The sequence below is a fragment of the Muriicola jejuensis genome (assembly GCF_010671595.1).
Lineage (GTDB): Bacteria > Bacteroidota > Bacteroidia > Flavobacteriales > Flavobacteriaceae > Muriicola > Muriicola jejuensis.
In genome coordinates this window covers 170,507-193,587 of record NZ_JAABOP010000004.1, presented here as the reverse complement: position 1 = coordinate 193,587, position 23,081 = coordinate 170,507, and the positions used below count along the sequence as shown (strand labels likewise).

Sequence of the window (23,081 nt, the reverse complement as noted above, 5' to 3'; positions counted from 1 at the left end):
TGTGCTAAAAGTCGTCAAAAGCGGATTCTTCACCTCCATCCAGGACAACGGCAGATACGGTTACCGCCATCTGGGAGTACCTGTATCCGGTAGTATGGACCAGCCTGCTTCTCGCCTGGCCAATGCGATGCTTGAAAACCCTGAGGAGGCCGCTGTTCTTGAGATCACTATGTCCGGACCCGTCCTCGAATTCACGAAGGACACCTGGATCGCCATAGCAGGGGCCAACCTTTCACCCAAACTGAATGAGGTCGATATAGACAATCACAGCGTTCACAGGATACGGTCCGGGGATCGCCTCGCTTTCGGTAAACACATAGACGGACTCAGGGGATATGTGGCCGTTAAAGGAGGATTTGATACACCGGAGGTCCTGAAGAGCAGATCTTTCTACAAACCTATCACTGAGAAGGACCATCTGGTAGCGGGAATGGAAGTGCCTTATAAAGAGGTCACCGAATTTGAAGTGAAAATCAGCCATGTGATCCCTTCGGAAATCCATAAAGTGCTCAAATTGAGTGCGGGTCCGGGTCCGGAGTTCGATATCCTGGATGATAATCAAAAAGAACTCCTTTTTAATCAGTCTTTTACCATCGCCATGGAGAACAACCGCATGGCCTATCAATTACAGGAGACCCTGGGATCCCATCAACATCCCATGCTGACCTCTGCCACGATGCCGGGAACCGTGCAGATGACTCCAGGGGGTAAGCTTATTATCCTGATGCGAGATGGGCAGACTACCGGAGGATACCCCAGGATCCTTCAGTTAACAGAGGATTCCGTTAACAAACTCGCTCAGAAGACCTTCGGGGATACCCTGTATTTCAAGAAAGAAAGCTAGACCTTTTTGTACACCTCTTCAAAGGGAACCCGGAAACGCGGACCGTAAATCCCTTTCTCATCTCTTATGCCGCAACCAATGGTCATGTTGATCTCGGCGCCGGAAGGCAGGCCCAGGATCTTCTTGATCCTCACGGTATCGCTCCCTTCCATCGGACAGGTGTCATATCCTATTGAAGCCATGGAGAGCATGAAATTCTGGGCAGCCAGACCGGCACTTTTATGAGCCACGATACGCATGTCAGACCTGCGGACCTGCCTGTAAACCGGTCTGAAAAGTCCGATGATACTGAACAAAAGGAATTGCATCCATCCCACAATGCCCAAAAATTCAGTATATACGGCAGGGATCACTTTGGAGTAATATCCCAATGCGAACTTTTCCCTCCTGCTGTATTCGGAGGGTTTTTTGTCTCCCATGCTTTTCTTGAGGAACTCCGTGTTGGCCCGGGCTCTTTTCTTCCAGAGATCCCTTCTGGCTACGATCACAACAATCTGCTTGGCTGTTTTGGCAGCGTTCTGTCCCAGGCAGGCCCTTACCAGCTTTTCAAGGATCTCAGGACGGGTAACATGGTAAAACTCCCAAAGTTGCAGGTTGCTGCTCGTTGGCGCCAGAACGGCGTTTTGGATACACATCCTGACCTTTTCCGGGTCTATTTCTTTTTTCGGATCGAAGATCCTGACGGACCTTCTGTACTGTATGGCCTTGGTTACCGTTTTTTCCATAGGGATCAGAGAAGGTGTTTTAATTTTTTAATTAGGCCTATGGGCAGGGTATAAGGAGGGTTTCTGAACTTCAGGTCGAGCCACGTCCCCCGTTTGACGATCGCTTTTTTATGGGAAAAAGCGTCGAAACTGCGTTTGCCGTGATAGGCCCCCAGTCCGCTTTGACCAACTCCCCCAAAGGGTAGGTTTTTGTTGCTGATATGTATAAGGGTGTCGTTGATCACACCCCCGCCGAATCGATGTTTACGGAGAATCCTTTTCTGAAAGCTACTCCTTTTCGAAAACACATAGGCCGCCAGGGGTTTTCCGTAGGAGGATATCCAGGCATCCAGTTCGTCCTCTTCCTCAAAGGAGATGATGGGGAGCAAGGGACCAAAGATCTCTTCCTTCATGATCTTGCTGTTTTTGTCTGGTTCATCGACCAGGGTGGGGGCGATGTATCGATCCCCGGCAGTGTGCTGACCGCCCGATAATAGCTGCTGTCCCTCCAGCAATCCTATCAGCCTTTGAAAATGTCCATCTGAAATGATTCGGGCGAGATCAGGGGATCTTTCAGGGTCATCCCCAAAAAAACTTCGGATGCTCTTTTGCAATTCCTCCACCAGACGGGCCTTGGCACTGGCGTGAACCAGGATATAATCCGGAGCGATACAGGTTTGTCCTGCATTTAGGAACTTCCCCCATACGATCCGTCTTGCCGCCTGGGCGACCGGCGCAGAATCATCCACGATACAGGGGCTTTTCCCACCGAGCTCCAGGGTAACAGGGGTGAGGTTCGAAGCAGCCTTCTCGTAAACGATCTTCCCGACTCGGGTACTTCCGGTAAAAAAGATATAATCCCATTTTTCTTCCAGCAGGGCCTTTGAGACCACTGCATCTCCTTCGAAGACCATTGCATGTGCAGGATCGAATACGGAGGCCACCAGTTCATTGATGAGCTTTGAGGTGTGGGGTGTTAATTCCGATGGTTTCAGGACTGCCGTGTTTCCTGCTGCGATGGCCGAGATCAGAGGCAGGAGGGTCAATTGAAAGGGATAGTTCCAGGGAGCGATGATAAGAACGGTTCCGTAAGGTTCTTTATAGATATAATCCGAGGATGGGAAATTGAGGAGGGATGCAGGTACCCTTTCCGGCCTGGCCCATAATTCCAGATACCTGATAAAGGTGTTGAGTTCAGCCAGAACGAATTGGGTCTCTGCGATCAGTGTTTCAAACCGCGGTTTTTTAAAGTCGGCATACAGGGCATCGCAGATGGCGTTCTCCTGTCGGATGATCTCCGTTCTCAGTTTCTTGAGAAGGCCTTTTCGGAACTTCAGGTCTTGGGTACGCCCCGAGTTGAAGAACTGGCGTTGGGATTCTACATCCTTTGAAATGTGGTGTCGCATGGCCCAAAAATAGGATTTTTCGGAGGACATTACTCTCTTTTACAAGGATTTGTCTTTGAGTTGCCGGGGGTTGAATATGATAAAAAAATAAGATTTAATGTATTGTAAAACAATAAGTTACAATAAAACTGTTGCCATTGACTTTGTCCTTGTATTGATGGCTCCCCCTTCAAGGGTATATAAACCAGTATCTTTGAAAGGTATAGACTTTACTAATACTCTGCAGATTTGGAAAAGAAGTCGACCGCATTAAACAAATACAGCCGGAATGTAACCCAGGACCCCACCCAGCCGGGTGCCCAGGCCATGCTTTATGCCATAGGCCTCACGGAGGCTGATCTGGAGAAGCCTCTGATCGGCATTGGAAGTACGGGTTACGAAGGTAACCCTTGCAATATGCACCTCAATGACCTGGCACAGTTGGTCAAAAAGGGATTGAAGGAAAAGGACCTCGTGGGCCTGGTCTTTAATTCCATTGGCGTAAGTGACGGGATTTCCATGGGCACCTATGGCATGCGCTATTCCCTCCCTTCCAGGGATATCATCGCCGATTCTATGGAGACGGTGGTGCAGGCCATGAATTACGACGGGCTCGTAACCGTGGTGGGTTGTGATAAGAATATGCCCGGGGCCCTTATGGCCATGATCCGGCTGAACAGGCCATCTATTCTGGTCTATGGCGGAACGATCGCCTCCGGATGTCTCAATAACCGAAAGCTCGATATTGTGAGTGCTTTTGAGGCCTGGGGTGAAAAGGTAGCCGGAACCATCACGGAGGGCGAATTTAAGAGCGTCATCCAGAATGCCTGTCCGGGTGCTGGAGCCTGTGGAGGAATGTACACGGCCAATACCATGGCATCCGCTATAGAGGCACTGGGGATGGCTATGCCGTACAATTCTTCCAATCCTGCCATTGGAAACGAAAAAGAAAAAGATTGTGTGGAAGCAGGAAGGGCCCTGAGGTTACTCCTGGAAAAGGATATCAAACCCAGTGACATCATCAGCAGAAAGTCCCTGGAGAACGCGGTAAGACTGATCACGGTTCTCGGCGGATCCACCAACGCTGTGTTACACTTTCTGGCGATCGCCAAGTCGGCCGGAATCGAATTTACCCTTGACGATTTTCAACGCATCAGCGATACTACCCCATTTTTGGCAGACCTGAAACCCAGTGGAAAATACCTGATGGAAGATGTCCACAGGGTGGGCGGTATCCCGGCAGTGATGAAATTCATGCTGGAAAACGGTATGCTTCACGGGGATTGCCTCACCGTAACCGGAAAGACTATAGCGGAAAATCTCAGCGAAGTACCGGGCCTGAAGGAGGGACAGAAGGTCGTGCACCCCATGGATCAGCCCATTAAAGAGACCGGGCATTTGCGCATCCTTTATGGAAACCTTGCCCCGGCAGGAGCCGTGGCAAAGATCACCGGGAAGGAGGGATACCATTTTAGTGGGCCTGCCAAGGTATTCGAGGATGAATTCAAGGCCAATGACGGCATCGGTAAAGGCCTGGTAAAGAAAGGGGATGTGGTGGTGATCAGATATGAAGGCCCTAAGGGCGGACCTGGAATGCCTGAAATGCTTAAACCTACAGCGGCTATCATGGGGGCCGGACTTGGCAAGGACGTGGCACTGATCACCGATGGGCGTTTCTCAGGCGGAACCCATGGATTCGTAGTCGGGCACGTCTCCCCGGAAGCCCAGGATGGGGGCCCGATCGCATTGATTCAGGATGGGGACATCATCACCATTGATGCCGACAAGAACACCATCAGCGTGGCACTTTCCGACGCCGAACTAAAGAAGCGCAGGGCATCCTGGAAACAACCTGCATTAAAGGTTCAGAGGGGTAGCCTCTACAAGTACGCCAAGACGGTATCCTCCGCATCCGAAGGTTGCGTCACAGATCAATTCAAATAGATAGAACTTAAGGAATTTTCAGTTCGAAAGACAGAATATGGAAACGATTACATCAAAAAAAACCGCAAAAAACAACCCTGAGAAGTTGAGGATCAGTGGGGCAGAAGCCATCATCCATTGTCTTCTGGCAGAAGGGGTGGACCTGATATACGGGTACCCGGGTGGGGCTATCATGCCGGTCTATGACGAACTTTACAAATTCCAGGACAGGCTTACCCATATCCTCACCAGGCATGAACAGGGGGCTACCCATGCTGCCCAGGGCTACGCCCGGGTCAGTGGAAGGGTAGGAGTCGCCATAGCTACCTCCGGACCCGGTGCGACCAACCTGGTGACCGGTCTGGCGGACGCCCAGATCGACTCTACGCCCATTGTGTGCATCACCGGGCAGGTTCCAAGGCACCTGTTGGGATCTGATGCCTTTCAGGAGACGGATATCATCGGTATCTCTACCCCGGTGACCAAATGGAACTACCAGGTAACAAAGGCTGAGGAGATCCCAGATATTATTGCCAAGGCCTTTTATATCGCCCGGTCCGGCAGACCGGGACCTGTCCTGATCGACATCACCAAGAACGCCCAGTTCGACGAGCTCGATTTTCACTACGAAGCCTGTAAAGGAGTACGCAGTTATCAGCCCGTTGCCAAGGTAAGCGAGGAAGACCTGGATGCCGCCGCGGCACTGATAAACCAGGCGAAGAAACCTTATATTGTCTACGGGCAGGGAGTGATCCTGGGCAAAGCAGAAGAGGAATTAAAACAATTGGTGGAAAAGGCCGGTATCCCCGCAGCCTGGACCATTTTGGGTCTTTCGGCCATGAATACGGACCACCCTCTGAATGTCGGCATGGTGGGCATGCACGGGAATTACGGTCCCAACGTGCTGACCAATGAATGCGACGTACTGATCGCCATAGGGATGCGCTTTGATGACCGGGTGACCGGTAGCCTGGATACCTATGCCAAACAGGCCAAGATCATACATATGGAAATTGATCCGGCGGAGGTCAACAAGAATGTCAAAGCAGACATTGCCCTCCTCGGGGACGCCAAGGAGACCCTTAGCAGATTATTGCCCAGGATCAAAAAGAACAGTCATGAGGCTTGGAGGAATGAATTCAAATTGAAATACGAGGAGGAATTCCGGGAAGTAATCGAGAAGGACCTGCATCCCACAAAAGAGGGTCTCACCATGGGGGAAGTAGTAGAGGAGATCAACCTGGCCACCAAAAACAAGGCAGTGATAGTCACGGATGTGGGGCAGCACCAGATGGTGGCCTGCAGGTACGCCAAATTTGACCAGACCAAAAGCAATATCACCTCGGGCGGACTCGGAACGATGGGCTTTGCCCTGCCGGCAGCCATAGGCGCAAAGATGGGTGCCATGGAGCGGGAGGTCGTTGCTATTATAGGGGACGGGGGGTACCAAATGACCATCCAGGAGCTGGCCACGATCTATCAGAATAAACTAGCCATCAAGATCGTAGTACTCAACAATGACCACCTGGGAATGGTCAGGCAATGGCAGGAACTCTTTTTTGAGAGCAGGTATGCCTCCACGGTAATGACCAACCCCGACTTTGTTAAGATCGCCGAAGGTTACCATCTCCGGGCGAACAGGGTATCAGAAAGAAAGGACCTGAAAAAGGCGGTCAGGGAAATGATAGCCTCCAAAGAGCCCTATTTCCTTGAAGTGAAGGTGGAGAAGGAAGACAATGTATTTCCGATGATTCCCTCCGGAGCTTCCGTATCAGATATCAGATTAAAGTAATAAGCCATGGAAAAAAAGTGGTTCACCATATCCGTGTATTCTGAGAACAATGTGGGCCTGCTCAACAGGATCTCGGGAATATTCTTAAAGCGACATATTAATATAGAAGGATTAAACGTCTCTAAATCAGAGATTGAGCATGTTTCTAAATTCACCATTGTCGTTTTTACCACCGAAGACTGGACGCGGAAGATCGTGGCTCAGATCGAGAAACAGATCGAAGTGATCAAAGCCTTTTACCACACGGATGAAGAGATCATCTACCAGGAGTCGGCTTTATTCAAGATCGCTTCTCATCTCCTTTTTGATGAAAGGCAGATCCAGAATATCATCAAGGAGAGCAATTCCCAGATCGTCACGGTCTCCAGGGAGTTCTTTGTCCTGGCCAAGACTGGCAGGAGGCATGAGATAGACGAAATGCACGACCAGCTGGAGCCATATGGAATCCTTCAGTTCGTGAGATCCGGAAGGATAGCGGTGACCAAGGCTTCCATGCCGATCACAGCTATGTTGAACGCATATGAAAATCAAGAATAACGAGAACCTAACAGATTACGCATGACAAATTATTTCAATACTCTTTCACTACGGGATCAATTAAAACAACTGGGGAAATGCCGGTTCATGGACACGAGCGAATTTGCCGATGGAGTTTCCGCTCTTAAGGGAAAAAAGATCGTGATCATCGGCTGTGGCGCCCAGGGCCTCAACCAGGGGCTGAACATGAGGGATTCGGGCCTGGATATTGCCTACACCCTTCGGGAGGCAGCGATAGCCGAAAAACGGGCGTCCTATATCAATGCCACCGAAAACGGGTTTAAGGTGGGTACCTATGAGGAACTGGTGCCTACAGCAGACCTGCTCATCAACCTAACCCCTGACAAACAGCATACCCATGTCATAAAGAGCGTGATGCCGCTAATGAAGAAAGGGGCAACCCTATCGTACTCCCATGGTTTCAATATCGTGGAAGAAGGCATGCAGATCAGGAAGGACCTGACGGTGATCATGGTGGCCCCCAAGAGTCCTGGTTCTGAAGTAAGAGAGGAGTACAAAAGGGGATTCGGGGTTCCTACCCTGATCGCCGTTCACCCGGAGAACGATCCTGAAGGAAAAGGGCTGGCCCAGGCGAAGGCGTATGCGGCTGCAACCGGAGGCCATAAGGCTGGGGTGCTGGAATCTTCCTTCGTGGCCGAGGTAAAATCAGACCTCATGGGAGAGCAGACCATTCTGTGTGGTTTATTGCAAACGGGTTCCATCCTTTGTTTTGACAAGATGCTGGAAAAGGGGATCGACCCCGGATATGCTTCCAAGCTTATCCAATACGGGTGGGAGACGATCACCGAAGGATTGAAATACGGGGGTATCACCAACATGATGGACAGGCTCTCCAATCCGGCAAAGATTAAGGCTTTTGATCTTTCAGAAGAATTGAAGGAGATCATGAGGCCGTTGTTCCAGAAGCATATGGACGACATCATGAGCGGGCATTTTTCAAAGACCATGATGGAAGACTGGGCGAATGATGACAAGAACCTCCTGACCTGGAGGGCCGCTACAGGAGAAACTGCTTTTGAAAAGACCCCGGCCGGAGACCAGAAGATCTCTGAACAGGAGTATTACGACAAAGGGGTTTTGATGGTAGCCTTTGTGAGGGCAGGCGTGGAGCTCGCTTATGAAGCCATGACCGAGTCGGGTATCATAGGGGAATCGGCTTATTACGAATCCCTTCACGAGACCCCGCTCATCGCCAATACAATTGCGAGGAAAAAACTCTTTGAGATGAACCGCGTCATTTCGGACACCGCGGAATACGGGTGTTATCTCTTCGATCACGCCTGCAAACCCTTGTTGAAAGACTTTATGAAAAAGATCGATACGGATGTGATCGGCAAGGCCTTTGGAGAAGGCAGGGGTAATGGGGTGCCCAACGCAAAACTCATCGAGGTCAACAAGACCCTAAGGGAGCATCCTGTCGAAAAGGTAGGCGCAAGGCTCAGGGCTTCCATGACCGCCATGAAGCCCATTGTTTGATGGTTTTAAATTAATGTATCTTTAAGGAAAACAATACGAAATGGCCACAGAGACTGAGATCATCCCCGAAAAATATCGGATAGGGGAAAAGATACATCATCGATCCTATTTGGTGGACGGGGAGTTAAAGCCCTGGAAAGGGAATGTCACTGAGGTGTTTTCCACAATTTCCTCCACAGAAGAGTATGCGCATACGGTCCTGGGCAGCATTCCGGACCTGGGTGAGGCCGAAGCAATGGAAGCCCTTGAGGGGGCTCTGAATGCCTATGACCAGGGCAAGGGGATCTGGCCTACCATGAAAGTGAGGGATCGCATTGAATGCATGGAGAAATTTGTATCCCAGATGAGGACCAAACGGGATGAAGTCGTAAAATTGCTGATGTGGGAGATCGGAAAATCCCTTCCGGATTCCATGAAGGAATTCGATCGTACGGTCGACTACATCTACGATACGATAGAGGATTACAAACAACTCGACCGGAATTCGGCCAAATTTCAGAAACACGAAGGGGTTTATGCCCATATTAGGCGTGGGCCTCTGGGAGTTGTACTTTGCCTTGGGCCCTACAATTACCCCCTGAACGAAACCTTTGCGCTGCTGATCCCGGCCCTGATCATGGGAAATACTGCTATTTTCAAGCCGGCCAAACACGGGGTCCTGCTGATCACACCCCTGCTGGAAGCTTTTAGAAACAGTTTTCCCAAAGGCGTGGTCAATATCCTTTTCGGAAGGGGCAGGACGGTGGCCGCCCCCATCATGAAAACCGGGAAGGTGGATGTGCTGGCTCTGATCGGCAACAGTCGATCTGCCAACGCCCTTCAGGAGCAACACCCCAAGAGTAACCGGTTGCGTCTGGTGCTGGGGTTGGAAGCCAAAAATCCCGCTATCATCCTGCCTGATGCGGAAATGGACCTTACCGTGGAAGAATGCCTCACCGGAACCCTTTCCTTTAACGGGCAAAGGTGTACGGCCCTGAAGATCGTCTATGTGCATGAAGAAGTACGGGAGAAGTTCCTGGCACAATTCGCCTCCAGGGTGGATGCCTTGAAATTCGGAAATCCATGGGAAGAAGGAGTGAAGCTGACCCCCTTACCGGAACCTGATAAACCCGCTTATATCCAGGAACTCATTGACGATGCCCTGGCAAAAGGCGCCAGGATCATGAACGAAAAAGGAGGGAAGCACTTCGACAATTTCATTTGGCCTGCTGTACTGTATCCGGTAACCAAGGAGATGCGCGTATACCAGGAAGAGCAATTTGGTCCGGTGATTCCGGTCCTGTCATTCAAGGACATAGAAGAACCCCTGGACGATATGGCAGAGAGCAATTACGGACAGCAGGTAAGCCTGTTCGGGAAAGATGTTTATGCTCTGGCACCCCTGATCGATACCCTGGCCAATCTGGTCTGCAGGGTCAACCTCAACAGTTCCTGCCAGAGGGGTCCTGATGTATATCCCTTTACCGGAAGAAAGGACTCTGCCCAATCCACGCTTAGCGTACACGATGCCCTTCGGTCATTCTCTATTCGAACCCTCCTGGCCTTTAAGGACAATGAGATCAATAAAGACACCGTAAATCAGTTGCTGGATACCAAATTATCCAATTTCACCAGCACGGAATACATCCTGTAAAGAAGTAAATAGTTTTTATAGGTGTTTAGCCAGCCAGTTGCCCACTTCGCTGGTCTTATAGGACTTTCCTTTATCTGCCAGGTCTTCTGTGACCACTCCTTCAGAAAGGGATCGGTTCACCACATCCCTGATCGCTTCGGCTTCTTGGAACAAACCAAAATCATCGAACATCATGGCAGCAGACAATACAGTAGCAAGGGGATTTGCGATGTCTTTGCCGGCGGCCTGTGGGTAGGAACCATGGATAGGCTCATACAGCCCTATAGATTCCCCCAGGGAAGCGGAGGGCATCAGGCCCATCGATCCTGAGATCACGGAAGCTTCATCCGTAAGGATATCGCCGAACAGGTTTTCTGTGATGAGTACGTCGTATGAATTTGGCCACTGTACCAGACGCATAGCCACCGCATCAACAAATTCATAGGACACCTGCACTTCAGGGTATTCCTTTTCCATGGCCTGTACCGTCTCCCTCCATAATCTGGATGATTCGAGTACGTTGGCCTTATCCACACAGCAAAGTTTTTTAGATCGCTTCATGGCCATCTCAAATCCCTTTTTAGCCAGTCTTTGTACTTCCTTCCGGGTGTAGGTACAGGTGTCAAAAGCAGTCTCACCATCATCTTCCCGCCCTCTTTTGCCAAAATAGATACCCCCGGTGAGTTCTCTGAGAAAAACGAGATCCGTGCCCTCGATCCTTTCTCTTTTCAGAGGGGATCTGTCGATCAGGGAAGGAAAGGTAAATGTGGGTCTGACATTGGCGAAAAGCCCCAGTTTTTGCCTCATTTTTAGTAGGCCCTGTTCGGGTCTGACCTTGGCCGATGGATCATTGTCGAACCTGGGATGACCTATGGCGCCGAATAATACGGCATCCGAGCTGGCACAGATTGCGTGGGTCTCTTCGGGATAGGGATCCCCTACCGCATCGATCGCGGCAGCACCGGTCAGGGCCGGCCTCCAGTGTATCTTATGGTTGTATTTGTCTGCTACGGCATCGCATACTTTCACGGCCTGGGCAATCACTTCAGGGCCGATACCATCCCCGGCCAAAAGGGCTATGTTCAATTCCATACGTCTTGTTTCTATCTGGAGATCAAATAATGTTGAGCATCTTTTCTGTGGCTTTTATTGCTGATACGGTCTGATCAGAATCGAGCCCGCGGGTTGTGAATTCCTTTTCCCCCTCCTGCCAGGTGATCAGGGTCTCGCACAGCGCATCCGAGTTGCTCCCCGGCGGGATGCGGACGGCATAGTCCACAAGATTGGGCAGATTTCTTTTTTTAGCGCGGTACACCTTTCTAAGGGCGTTCATAAAGGCGTCGAACTGCCCGTCTCCCTGTGCATTTTCCTCAAACACTTCTCCTTCGATGTCTACGCAAATAGTCGTGGAGGGTTTGAGACCCTTGGCGTGTGTCAGGACATAGGATTTTACGACCACCTTGTGTTGGTAGTTATCGCTGTCGAGCACATCGGAAATGATGTAAGGCAGATCATCCTTGGTGACCTTCTCTTTTTTATCGCCCAGCTCAATGATCCTGGCTGTTACCTTGCGGATCTCCTCTTCATTGAGAGTGAGCCCTAATTCCTGCAAGTTCTTTTGAATATTGGCCTTTCCGGAGGTCTTTCCCAGGGCATATTTGCGTTTCCTACCGAACCTTTCGGGCAGAAGATCATTGAAGTATAAGTTCTTTTTATTATCTCCATCTGCATGTATACCAGCTGTTTGAGTGAAAACATTATCTCCGACAATAGGCTTATTTGCAGGGATGCCGAAACCGGTGAAGGCCGAAACGAGTTTGCTCACTTTAAAAAGGGAGGATTCCTCTACGTTGATCCTGTATTCCGGTAAAAAATCATTGATCACCGCTACCACACTGGCCAGGGGGGCATTTCCCGCCCTTTCACCCATGCCGTTGACAGTGAGGTGGAGTCCGTGGCATCCGGCCTTCAGTGCTTCCATGACATTGGCCACACTGAGGTCATAATCGTTATGTCCGTGGAAATCAAAATGGATGTTTGGATAACGCTTGACGATCCTGGAGATAAAGTCCCCGGTCTCTCCAGGGGTTAGCACCCCAAGGGTGTCCGGCAAAAGGATTCGCCTGACAGGCTGTGTAGCCAAAAAATCCAGAAATGTGAACACGTACTCCGGGGAGTTGCGCATGCCATTGCTCCAATCCTCGAGGTATACGTTGGTGGATATTCCGACGGATTGAGCCAGGTGAATGACTTCCCCGATCTCTTCAAAATGTTTTTCCGGCGTCTTTTTCAACTGGTGGGTCAGGTGATTTAAGGACCCTTTGGTCAACAGGTTTTGCACCCTGGCCCCTGCATCCTGCATCCATTGTATGGAAAGGCCATTGTCTACGAAGGTGAGTACTTCAACCCTCTCCTCGAACCCTTTTTCCCGGGCCCATTCCAGGATCTGTTTTACAGACTGAAATTCACCCTCAGAGACCCTGGCCGAAGCGATCTCGATACGGTCTACCTTCAGTTCTTCCAACAAAAGCCTGGCAAGGGTCAGCTTTTCTGAAGCCGAAAAGGACACCCCGGAGGTCTGTTCGCCGTCCCTGAGCGTAGTGTCCATGATCTCTATGGTCCTGCGTTCTTTCGGCTTACCCTTTTGGGAAGTCCCCGTTGCCTTTTTTGCCGCTACTGAAGTTGTTTCAGGCATTTTGATAACATTTTAAAGGGGCAGACCACTCTCAAAGGCCTTGATCTCGTCTTTCATGCTTATCAGATAGTCGATATCGTCATACCCGTTGAGCATGTTCTCTTTTTTATAGGAATTGATCTCAAATTCCTCCTTCTCCCCGGTGGCCTCAATAGTGATGGTCTGTTTCTGGAGTTCCACGGTGAATGCGGCTTTGGGATCCTTCTCGATCTCTTCAAAGATCCGCTGCAGAAATGCAGGGCTCACCTGTACCGGTAATACACCAATATTCAGGCAGTTGTTGCGGAAGATGTCTGCAAAGAAACTGGAGACCACGCAACGGAAACCGTAGTCGTAGATCGCCCAGGCCGCATGTTCCCTGGAGGAACCGGAACCAAAGTTCTTTCCCCCCACCAGGATCTTTCCCCCGTAAATAGGATTGTTGAGGACAAAATGTTCTTTGGGAGTATTATCTGTATGGTATCGCCAATCCCTGAAAAGGTTGTCTCCAAACCCCTTTCGCTCCGTTGCTTTTAGGAAACGGGCAGGGATGATCTGGTCCGTATCCACGTTTTCTATGGGGAGGGGGACGGCGGTGCTGGTCAGTACGTCAAACTTATCGTATGCCATAATCTATTCTTTTTTAAGCGGTTTCTAATTCCATCAGTTCCCTGGGGTCTGTCACCCTTCCGGTCACCGCAGCGGCCGCGGCCACAAGCGGACTGGCGAGCAAGGTGCGGGCTCCGGGCCCCTGCCTGCCTTCAAAATTCCTGTTGGATGTACTTACTGCGTATTTTCCCGCCGGGATCTTATCGTCGTTCATGGCCAGACATGCAGAACACCCGGGTTCCCTCAATTCGAAACCGGCCTTTTCTAGGATCTCGAGGATTCCTTCTTTTTTGATGGCCTCTTCCACCTGATGTGATCCCGGGACTAGCCAGGCGGTGACATGATCGGCCTTCTTTCGACCTTTGACCACTTCCGCAAAAGCCCTGAAGTCCTCGATTCTACCATTCGTACAACTGCCCAGAAAGACAAAGTCGATCTTTTTACCCAGCATGGCCTCGCCTTCCTTGAAATCCATGTATTCCAGGGATTTACGATAAGTAGCTACCCCACCGTCCAAAGATTCGGCCGTCGGGATACCGGAAGAAATACCGATGCCCATACCCGGGTTGGTCCCATACGTGATCATGGGTTCTATTGTGGATCCGTCGAATACGACCTCTTTGTCAAATTGGGCATTCTCATCGGAATACAAGGTACTCCAGTAGTCCATTGCCTTCTCCCAGGCCTCTCCTTTTGGGGTGTATTCCCTTCCCTTGATATATTCAAACGTCTTGCGATCCGGAGCGACCATCCCACCACGTGCGCCCATCTCTATACTCAGGTTACAGACTGTCATCCGGCCTTCCATGGACATATTGCTGAAAACTTCTCCGGCGTATTCCACAAAATAACCGGTGGCTCCGGAGGTCGTAAGCTGGGAAATGATATAAAGAGCAACATCCTTGGGGGTAACCGCTTTGTTCAACTGCCCGTCTATGGTGATCCTCATCCTCTTTGGTTTTGGCTGCATGATGCATTGCGTAGAGAGCACCATTTCCACCTCCGAGGTTCCGATCCCAAAGGCGATCGCCCCGAAAGCGCCGTGAGTAGACGTATGGGAGTCTCCGCAGACCACGGTGACACCGGGCAAGGTAATTCCGTTCTCCGGGCCGATCACATGAACGATCCCATTTTTCTTATGGCCCAGTCCCCAGTAGGGTATCCCATGTTCTTTCGCATTCTCCTCCAGGGCCCTTAGTTGATTTGCCGAAAGGGGATCTTTAACCGGGAGGTGCTGGTTCCGGGTAGGCGTATTATGGTCAGCTGTGGCAAAGGTCCGTTCCGGATAAAGCACTTTTTTGTTTCGCTTCTTCATCCCGAGGAATGCAACCGGACTCGTGACTTCATGGACCAGGTGACGGTCAATGAACAACACATCGGGTCCCTGCTCTATTTTGCGGACCACATGGGCGTCCCAAACTTTGTCAAACAGTGTTCTTCCTGTACTCATATTCATGTTCTTCTAAGCTACCAAAGCTATAAAATAGGGATGTGAAATGAAATTTCACCCCTTCGAAATTACGACGTTCAACCTGAGGCGGACCTACGTATTTGCGAGAATCTACCCTAGCTGATGTAATTCCAGATATTCCTGTGCCTGAGAAGTTCGGCATAGGTCTGCCTGATCGGGAGGTTTTTTTCCAGGGCCAGATCCGGATCTTCCTGCAATATGCGAAGTGCATAGAAGCGCGCCGTTTTCAGGATATCATTGTCCCTGACAATATCGGCGATCTTCAGATTGAGCAAACCACTCTGCTGGGTTCCCATAAGGTCTCCCGGCCCCCTCAACCTCAGATCCACTTCAGCGATCTCGAAGCCGTCATTGGTCGCGGTCATGGTCTCTATGCGCGTTTTGGCCTCAGCCGTAAGCTTGTGACCCGTCATCAGGATACAGTAGCTCTGATCGCCCCCCCTTCCAACGCGACCTCTGAGCTGATGGAGTTGGGATAGGCCGAACCTCTCAGCACTTTCAATGATCATCACAGTTGCGTTTGGCACGTTGACCCCGACTTCGATCACCGTGGTCGCCACCATGATCTGCGTCTCTCCTTTAACGAACCGGGCCATCTCAATATCTTTATCCTCTGATTTCATCTGTCCGTGGACGATGGAGATCCGGTATTCGGGTAGGGGAAATTCTCTGGAGATACTCTCGTACCCATCCATGAGATCCTTGTAATCCAGGGCTTGTGATTCCTGTATAAGGGGGTAAACGATATAGACTTGTCGGCCCTTCTTGATCTCATCCTTAAGGAACCTGAACACTTTCAGTCGGTTGGTATCGTACCGGTGTACGGTCTTTACAGGTTTCCTGCCCGGAGGGAGTTCATCTATCACAGAAATATCGAGGTCCCCGTAAAGGCTCATGGCCAGCGTTCTGGGAATAGGGGTGGCGGTCATAACCAGGATGTGGGGCGGAATATCATTCTTATGCCAGAGTTTGGAGCGCTGGGCCACTCCAAACCGGTGCTGTTCGTCTATGATGGCCAATCCAAGATTGTTGAATTGGACCTTGTGCTCCAGTACGGCATGTGTACCCACCAGGATATGGAGAGAGCCATCTTCCAGGGATTCGTGTATTCCTTTGCGTTCCGATTTTTTAACGGAGCCCGTAAGGAGGGCGATGTTGATATTCATATCCCCGATGATCTCCTTCAGGCTATTGTAATGCTGGTTGGCCAGGATCTCAGTCGGGGCCATAAGACAGGACTGGTATCCATTATCGAGTGCCAGCAACATGCTCATGAGGGCAACGATGGTCTTGCCCGATCCCACATCCCCCTGTAACAACCTGTTCATCTGGGCATTGCTGCCGAGGTCGGCCCTTATTTCCTTTATCACCTTTTGCTGAGCACCCGTCAACTCAAAGGGAAGGTATTCCTGGTAGAAGGTGTTGAAGTGTTCGCCCACGCGTTCAAAGGGCAGGCCCCGGATCTTTTTCTTCCTCAGGAGATTTTTGGAGATCAGCTGTATCTGTACGAAGAAAAGCTCTTCCAGTTTCAAACGGAACTGTGCCCTGGCCAGCTTTTTCTGGTCCTGAGGGAAATGGATATTGAACAGGGCCTCAGATCGGGAGACCAGTTTCAGTTCCCCTATGACATCTGGGGAGAGGGTCTCTCTGAAAACGCCCCTGGTCTCTGCGAATAGCTGTTGCACCATATGGCTGATCACCCTGTTGGTGATCCCTTTGTTGCTCAGCTTTTCTGTGGAAGGATAAATAGGCTGCATGTGTATCCGCAATCCCTGTTCATGAGAAGACAACAACTCCATCTCAGGGTGAGGCATGGAAAAGACCCCGTTGAACCAGTTGGTCCTGCCGAAGATCACATAGGGTACGTTAAGTTGAAGCTGTTCTTTGATCCATTTGTGGCCGCGAAACCAGACCAATTCCATTTCCCCTGTATCATCGATAAATTTGGCGACGAGGCGCCGGCCTTTTTTTTGTTCTACGGTCTTGATGTGGATGATCTTCCCGATGATTTGTACCTCTGCTGCATTGCGTTCGAGTTCCGAGATCTTGTAGTAGCGGGTTTTGTCAATATACCGGTTGGGGAAAAAATTCAGGAGGTCATCAAAGGTAGCAATACCCAACTCTGACTGCAACACCTGGGCCCTGTTGGGGCCCACCCCTTTGAGATACGTGATCGGGGTTTGCAGCAGATCCGTTTTCATTTCACTAAATTAAAGGTTCCATCCTTGAACTCCAACAGATCAAAATACTAATTTTGAAAAGGAAACACCCAGACTTATGAAGATCGTTCTGACCATCCTGACCTTTTTCCTGGCGTTATGTGTAGGTTCGGCCCAGGGCGACCGTGTCTCTGATTTTCTTACCGGGGATATCCACCTCGAAATAGATCCTGTAAAGGAAACGGTAACGGGATTTGTGCAGTACCGCTTTGTTGTGACGGAGAAAACGGATTCAGTAGCCCTCGATGCCAGGCAGATGGAGATCACATCTATCAGCCTCAACGGAAAAAAGGTGAGAAGGACCTATGATGGGCGTACGCTTGTAGTCCGCAAAAAATTCCGCCCGAACAAGGAATACAGCCTGGACATTGCCTATAGTTGTAAACCGGCTCAGGCACTCTACTTTCTCGGGTGGCAAGACTCCATTCCCTTAAATGAACAGGTCTGGACCCAGGGGCAGGGCAAGTACAACAGCCATTGGGTCCCCAGCTTCGACCTGATGACCGAAAAGGTGATTTTTAACCTGCATATTACCGCAGACAAGGTCTATGAAGTGGTCGCTAATGGCAAACTCAAAGGAAAGGAGGATCACGGGCAGACTCAGACCTGGGAATGGGAAATGCAGTCACCGATGAGCAGTTATCTCCTGGCTTTCGCCATGGGGAAATATGGCACTGAACGAAAGCACTCGGGGTCAGGGATCCCTCTGGATGTGTATTTCTATCCGGGCGACAGCCTCCTGATCGAACCCACCTACCGGTACAGCCGGGAGATCTTTGATTTTCTGGAGGGAGAGATCGGTTTTCCTTATCCTTGGCAGAATTATAAAATGGTTCCTGTACGCGATTTCCTCTATGCCGGAATGGAAAATACCGGCACCACCCTTTTTTCAGATGCCTTTGTGATCGATTCCACCGCTTTTGTGGACCGGAACTTCATCAATGTGAACGCCCATGAACTCGCTCATCAATGGTTCGGCAATCTGGTCACCGAAGTGGATGCCTCCAGCCACTGGTTGCACGAGGGGTTTGCGAGTTATTACGCCTGGCTGGCGGAGAAGGAGATGCTCGGGGAGGATCATTTTTACTGGATGCTTTACAACAAGGCTGAGAGCCTTTATGAACAAACTTTGGAAGGAAGGGGGGAATCCCTTTTAGATCCGCGGGCAGGCAGCCTTACATTTTACGACAAGGGGGGGATCGCCCTGCTCATGCTTAGAAAAACACTGGGAGATGAGGCTTTCCGAAAAGCGATCGCGGAATTTCTCAGGACCTTCTCCTATAAGAATGCGACCGTGTCGGATTTTATGGAGATGGCCGAAACCAATTCGGGCCGGGATTTGAAAGAATTTCGGTCTGTCTGGCTCGAGGGCACCTCCTTCCCGTATCAGGACGTGATGGACCACCTGAGAAACTCCTATCCTGCGGTAGATCTTTTTATGAGACTCAGACAGGAACTGACCACCAGCAATGCAAAGGACGAGTCCATCCTTGAGAGTTACTGGGGTGCTTCCGTATCCTCCCAATTCAGAAAACGGCTGATCCTTCGTTACCACAGATCGCTATCCCCTGAATTCCTTAAGAAGGCGTTTGAAACCCAGGACATACAGATAAGACAGGCAGTATCACTTATTCCGGGTCCCATAACCCCGGACCTGCTGCCCTTTTATGAATCCTTACTGGCGGATAAAAGCTATACGACCCTGGAGAACGCCCTGTACAGGTTGTGGTTGTACCAACCGGAAAAGAGAAGTTATTATTTAGACAAGACCAGGGAAATTGAAGGTTTTCACAATAAAAATATCCGTCAGCTATGGCTTCTTTTGGCTATCTTGACGAATGATTTCGCTTCGGCAGAGGAGAGGGAGTCTTTCAGGGACGAGTTGTTCGGATACACGGCTCCCTATCATCCCATGGAGGTCAGGCAACTGGCTTTCTCCCTCATAGGCGAGGTTTTTCCCTATTCTGTGGATAATCTGAGGGACCTGGTCAGTGCCGCCGTCCATCCCTCCTGGCAGTTCAGGGAATTTGCCAGGAACCTCCTGAAGGACCAGCTCAATGATCCTCTGAAGCGAAAACAATTCGAAACGATCCTGGGTGAGCTCCGGGGAGATGAATACAAATACCTGAAACAAGAACTGGAAGGCAAATGAGAGCAATGGTAATTTCCGGTGGTGGGAGCAAAGGGGCCTTCGCAGGGGGTGTGGCTCAGTATCTCATGGAGGAGAAAAAACACCAGTACGACCTCTTTCTGGGGACTTCTACCGGTAGTTTGCTGATCTCTCACCTCGCCCTTCAAAAAATACAGAAGATCAAGGAAGTCTATACTTCCGTAGACCAGAACAGTATTTTTAGTAATTGTCCCTTTACGATTCAAAAAAAACACGGGGTCTCCAACATCGGAATTGCGCACTGGAACGTATTGAAGAATTTCTACAGGGGCAGCAAGACTTTTGGGGAAAGCCATAACCTATTAAAATTGATAAGGAACACGATCACCCCTGAGGAATTCGAGATCCTTAGACACGGCCCCAAGGATATCATCGTAACGGTCTCCAATCTATCCCTCAATCAGGTCGAATATAAATCGATCAACGATTTTGAATACGACGATTTTTGTGAGTGGATCTGGATCTCCTGCAATTATACCCCCTTTATGAGCCTGGTGCGGAAGGAAGGCTGTGAATATGCTGACGGGGGCCTTGGGAGTATGGTCCCTATAGAAGAAGCGGTAAAACGGGGAGCAAAGATCGTGGATGCCATCATCCTGCACACGGAGACCACTCATTTTAACCGAATGCCGTCCCGCAATGCGTTTTCCCTGCTTACCAATATGTTCGCCTTTATGCTCGACAGGATAGAGCGGCAGAATATCAGGATAGGCAAGTTCGTGGCCAACAACAACGACGCCATCATCAATTTTTACTACACGCCGATCGTCCTTACGACAAACTCACTCATCTTTGAAAAGGATAAGATGACTTCCTGGTGGGAGAGCGGGTTTCAATATGCAGAGGCGAAGAGCCACCAGCAAAGTCAACTTCAGATAGAGTTGGAGTGATCCTTACCAGAGGCTGCTGATCTCCTTTTTTACAAAGGCGAGCGCAGTAGCGGAAGGCGATTGTTTGTCCATGGTCTCGTTGAGAATGTCTTCCCTGAGTTTATCGGCAGAATCCGATTCGCTCATCCCAGCACGCCTGATAGCCTGAATAGTGGCGCTTTTGGCAGCCTTGATCACATTCCAGCATTCATCACTCATGTAGATCTGTTGGGAGAGGTTATGCTCGTATTCATTTTCTATGTTCCTGATCAGCAGGTTTTCGTAGGCGGCCTTGTCTGCGGATTTTGGTGCTACGCGGACTACCAGGTTGGGGATGGAAATGCGTTCGAGGAAGAGGGCGAGACGCTCATAGGCCTGCAGGCGTATCGGTAATGCACTTTTCTGGGTTTCTTTGTGAAGCAGGTATCGCCTTCTGCCTTCCTCATTCCTGGTGTGGAGCCTGAAAAAGTAAAAAGCCACGGCTCCGGTGACTACTGCGGGCAATAAAAAGCCGAACATCTGGAAAATATCGTCTCCGGTCATGTTTGTTGGATGTTTAGTTTGGTTTACGAATCTAAAACGAAGGGAACCGCTAAAAAGTATAATGCGAATTTTTAGACCCTTCGTATGTGATTTGTGCCAATAGCCTTACTTCATCATTTCACGGATCGTACTGTAGAACTTCTCATACGGAGGTTGAATCCTTATGCGGGTAGTGGTCTCTATCCCGCTGAATCCGTATTCACTTTTTCCTACAGACTGCAATAGTTGCGGCGCAACTCCATAGGTATCGGTAAGAACCCTAACGACGGATGCCGCCTGAAGAGAACTCAGATCCCAGTTGTCCTTGAGTTTCTGGTCTTTGAATTCAAGGGCATTGCTGTTGGTCTCAACGATGATCTTAAGATCGGGCTGTTTTTTCAACACAGCTGCGATCTTCTCCAATATAGGCATGGCCTCCGGGACTACCTGGTAATTCCGGTCCACATCCTTGAATAAAAACAGGTTTTCGAGGATCACGGTCACAGCCCCGTTACTCAGTCCTGTTTTCACTTCAGAGCCCAGACTGTTTTTAAAGGTGGTCAGCAGGGCCAGGGTAGTGGAATCGGTATTGGTAAGGGCATCATTGATCTTTTTCAACTGATTTTCCTTATTTCTCAAGGTTTCCAGGCTTTTGCTGATATTCTCGGTCTTCTTATTGGAGAGTTCTGTGAAATTCGTGAGATTCTGAAGGAGGGAGGCATTGGTGGTCTTTAATTCCTCCATCTGAAAATTGACGGCTTCCATTTCCGCCTTGTATTTGGCCGCTTCCTGTTTACTGGCCGCCAGTTCGCCTTTCAAGCTCTGTATCTCATCATCCCTCTCGTTCAGCCTTAGCAACAATTCCTTTTTGCTTTGGGCCAGACCGGCAGAAATCATAAAAAGAAGTATTCCGAATATTACAAGGTTCTTTTTCATTATTCCATTCATTCGAGTTAGTTCATCAAAAAGATATTATGATCTGTTCAGGTAATCCAGGCTCAACTCTGTCAGGGCCCTGACACCCAGGATGAGTCCGCTGTCATCGATGATAAAGTCGGGCGTGTGATGTGGATAGGAGTTGGTATTACCCGGAGTCATCCCCCCCAGGAAGAAAAAGAACCCTGGTACCTCCCGCTGAAAATAGGAAAAGTCCTCGGCACCTGTAATTGCCTTTTGCTCCTGTATGTTATCATTTCCGGCAACGCGCTGCAGGGTGGGCAGCATGGCAGAGACTAAATTGGGGTCATTGTATGTGATGTCCGTGGCATCCCTGATCTCGATGGTGGCCTCACCCCCATATGCCTTCGCAATGGTGGGGACCATTTCCATCATTCGCTTGTTGAGTTTGTCCTTCATCCCGTAATCGAGGGTCCGGATGGTGCCTAACATTTCTGCACTTTCAGGGATGATGTTGAACCGAACCCCGCTCTTGATCTTCCCAACTGTGATCACGGCCGCCTCATTGGTCAGTTCGGTCTCCCGGCTTATGATAGTCTGTAATCCATCGATGATCTTGGCACTGATCAGGATGGGGTCTACCCCGGCCCAAGGCTGAGATCCGTGGCTTTGTTTACCCTTCACGTGGATGGTGAAGCTCTGGGCGGCAGCCATGGCACCACCTGATTTGTAACGAATGACACCCACGGGTGTTTGAGAATTGATATGCAGCCCGAAAATAGCATCCACATCGGGATTTTTCAGGACCCCTTCCTTTACCATTAGCAGGGCACCGCCTTCTTCCCCCGGTGGAGGTCCTTCCTCTGCAGGCTGGAAGATAAATTTAACGGTTCCCTTGATCTTATCCTTGTTTTTGGCCATGACCTCGGCAACGCCCATCAGAATGGCCGTATGGGTATCATGTCCGCAGGCGTGCATGACCCCTACCGTTTCCCCCAGGAATTCAGAGGTGACTGTCGATTTAAAGGGAAGGTCGTTGCGTTCGTAGACCGGCAGGGCATCGATATCGGCCCTTAAAGCCACGGTTTTACCTGGGGAATTTCCTTTCAGGACGCCTACGACACCGGTATGAGCTACCCCCGTTTGCACCTCAATCCCGAGGGATCGAAGATGGGCTGCGATTTTTTCAGCCGTCTTGAATTCCCGGTTAGACAGTTCCGGGTTCTGGTGAATTTCCCTTCGCCATTCGATCACCTTGGATTCGATTTTTTCATAAGACTTATCGAGACCGTAGTTCTGGGCGTACAGGCTGGATGTTAAAAGGGCAATGCATAAGAGGTGAAAAACATTTTTCAT

At 50.0% G+C, this 23,081-nt stretch carries 18 protein-coding genes; 8 read left to right on the top strand and 10 right to left on the bottom strand.

Annotated features, from left to right (window positions below; translation table 11 throughout):
- The first annotated feature begins 1 nt into the window (after position 1).
- Positions 2-844, top strand: a complete 843-nt coding sequence (locus GWK09_RS12755; RefSeq protein ID WP_163693848.1) for a 5-oxoprolinase subunit C family protein — start codon at positions 2-4, stop codon at positions 842-844.
- On the opposite strand, the gene GWK09_RS12750 is transcribed toward GWK09_RS12755, so the two are convergent.
- Complete coding sequence (locus tag GWK09_RS12750; RefSeq protein WP_163693847.1) at positions 841-1,569, bottom strand: nitroreductase family protein; 729 nt, start codon at positions 1,567-1,569, stop codon at positions 841-843. The genes GWK09_RS12755 and GWK09_RS12750 overlap by 4 nt on opposite strands.
- Positions 1,570-1,574: 5 nt before the next feature.
- Complete coding sequence (locus GWK09_RS12745; protein WP_239530932.1) at positions 1,575-2,984, bottom strand: aldehyde dehydrogenase; 1,410 nt, start codon at positions 2,982-2,984, stop codon at positions 1,575-1,577.
- Between the two features lie 198 nt (positions 2,985-3,182).
- Between GWK09_RS12745 and ilvD the strand changes: the two genes are divergently transcribed.
- From ilvD to GWK09_RS12720, 5 genes are read left to right on the top strand one after another with little or no spacing between them, the layout of a single operon-like run.
- Positions 3,183-4,877 carry a dihydroxy-acid dehydratase gene (gene ilvD / locus GWK09_RS12740; RefSeq protein ID WP_163693846.1) on the top strand — a complete coding sequence of 565 codons (1,695 nt, stop codon included), beginning with the start codon at positions 3,183-3,185 and terminating at the stop codon, positions 4,875-4,877.
- A gap of 37 nt (positions 4,878-4,914) precedes the next feature.
- Positions 4,915-6,648, top strand: a complete 1,734-nt coding sequence (gene ilvB, locus GWK09_RS12735; RefSeq protein WP_163693845.1) for a biosynthetic-type acetolactate synthase large subunit — start codon at positions 4,915-4,917, stop codon at positions 6,646-6,648.
- 6 nt (positions 6,649-6,654) lie between these two features.
- Positions 6,655-7,185: an acetolactate synthase small subunit gene (gene ilvN / locus GWK09_RS12730; RefSeq protein WP_163693844.1), complete on the top strand. Its 531-nt coding sequence runs from the start codon at positions 6,655-6,657 to the stop codon at positions 7,183-7,185.
- 21 nt (positions 7,186-7,206) lie between these two features.
- Positions 7,207-8,682 (top strand): ketol-acid reductoisomerase, encoded by a 1,476-nt coding sequence (ilvC, locus tag GWK09_RS12725; protein WP_163693843.1) that lies wholly within the window; start codon positions 7,207-7,209, stop codon positions 8,680-8,682.
- A 40-nt stretch (positions 8,683-8,722) separates the two neighbouring features.
- Positions 8,723-10,315 carry an NADP-dependent glyceraldehyde-3-phosphate dehydrogenase gene (locus GWK09_RS12720; protein WP_163693842.1) on the top strand — a complete coding sequence of 531 codons (1,593 nt, stop codon included), beginning with the start codon at positions 8,723-8,725 and terminating at the stop codon, positions 10,313-10,315.
- A gap of 15 nt (positions 10,316-10,330) precedes the next feature.
- Here the strand turns inward: GWK09_RS12720 and leuB are convergent, their stop codons facing one another.
- From leuB to recG, 5 genes are all read right to left on the bottom strand, one after another.
- Positions 10,331-11,386, bottom strand: a complete 1,056-nt coding sequence (gene leuB / locus GWK09_RS12715) for a 3-isopropylmalate dehydrogenase (protein WP_163693841.1) — start codon at positions 11,384-11,386, stop codon at positions 10,331-10,333.
- A gap of 22 nt (positions 11,387-11,408) precedes the next feature.
- Positions 11,409-12,902 (bottom strand): alpha-isopropylmalate synthase regulatory domain-containing protein, encoded by a 1,494-nt coding sequence (locus GWK09_RS12710; RefSeq protein WP_163693952.1) that lies wholly within the window; start codon positions 12,900-12,902, stop codon positions 11,409-11,411.
- A 99-nt stretch (positions 12,903-13,001) separates the two neighbouring features.
- Positions 13,002-13,598, bottom strand: a complete 597-nt coding sequence (gene leuD, locus GWK09_RS12705) for a 3-isopropylmalate dehydratase small subunit (RefSeq protein ID WP_163693840.1) — start codon at positions 13,596-13,598, stop codon at positions 13,002-13,004.
- A gap of 13 nt (positions 13,599-13,611) precedes the next feature.
- Positions 13,612-15,027, bottom strand: a complete 1,416-nt coding sequence (leuC, locus tag GWK09_RS12700; RefSeq protein WP_163693839.1) for a 3-isopropylmalate dehydratase large subunit — start codon at positions 15,025-15,027, stop codon at positions 13,612-13,614.
- Between the two features lie 116 nt (positions 15,028-15,143).
- Entirely contained in the window at positions 15,144-17,249 is a 2,106-nt protein-coding gene (recG, locus tag GWK09_RS12695) for an ATP-dependent DNA helicase RecG (protein ID WP_163693838.1), read from the bottom strand.
- Positions 17,250-17,325: 76 nt separating this feature from the next.
- Between recG and GWK09_RS12690 the strand changes: the two genes are divergently transcribed.
- Both GWK09_RS12690 and GWK09_RS12685 read left to right on the top strand, forming a co-directional pair.
- The gene (locus tag GWK09_RS12690) at positions 17,326-19,419 is read left to right on the top strand and encodes a M1 family metallopeptidase (protein WP_163693837.1); all 2,094 of its coding nucleotides are present in this window, start codon (positions 17,326-17,328) and stop codon (positions 19,417-19,419) included.
- On the top strand, positions 19,416-20,327 hold the full coding sequence (locus GWK09_RS12685) for a patatin-like phospholipase family protein (RefSeq protein WP_163693836.1): 912 nt from the start codon (positions 19,416-19,418) through the stop codon (positions 20,325-20,327). The genes GWK09_RS12690 and GWK09_RS12685 overlap by 4 nt, the downstream gene beginning before the upstream one ends.
- A gap of 3 nt (positions 20,328-20,330) precedes the next feature.
- On the opposite strand, the gene GWK09_RS12680 is transcribed toward GWK09_RS12685, so the two are convergent.
- From GWK09_RS12680 to GWK09_RS12670, 3 genes are all read right to left on the bottom strand, one after another.
- Positions 20,331-20,849 carry a DUF7935 family protein gene (locus tag GWK09_RS12680; protein ID WP_163693835.1) on the bottom strand — a complete coding sequence of 173 codons (519 nt, stop codon included), beginning with the start codon at positions 20,847-20,849 and terminating at the stop codon, positions 20,331-20,333.
- A gap of 105 nt (positions 20,850-20,954) precedes the next feature.
- The gene (locus GWK09_RS12675) at positions 20,955-21,764 is read right to left on the bottom strand and encodes an OmpA family protein (RefSeq protein ID WP_163693834.1); all 810 of its coding nucleotides are present in this window, start codon (positions 21,762-21,764) and stop codon (positions 20,955-20,957) included.
- Between the two features lie 36 nt (positions 21,765-21,800).
- Complete coding sequence (locus GWK09_RS12670; protein WP_163693833.1) at positions 21,801-23,081, bottom strand: amidohydrolase; 1,281 nt, start codon at positions 23,079-23,081, stop codon at positions 21,801-21,803.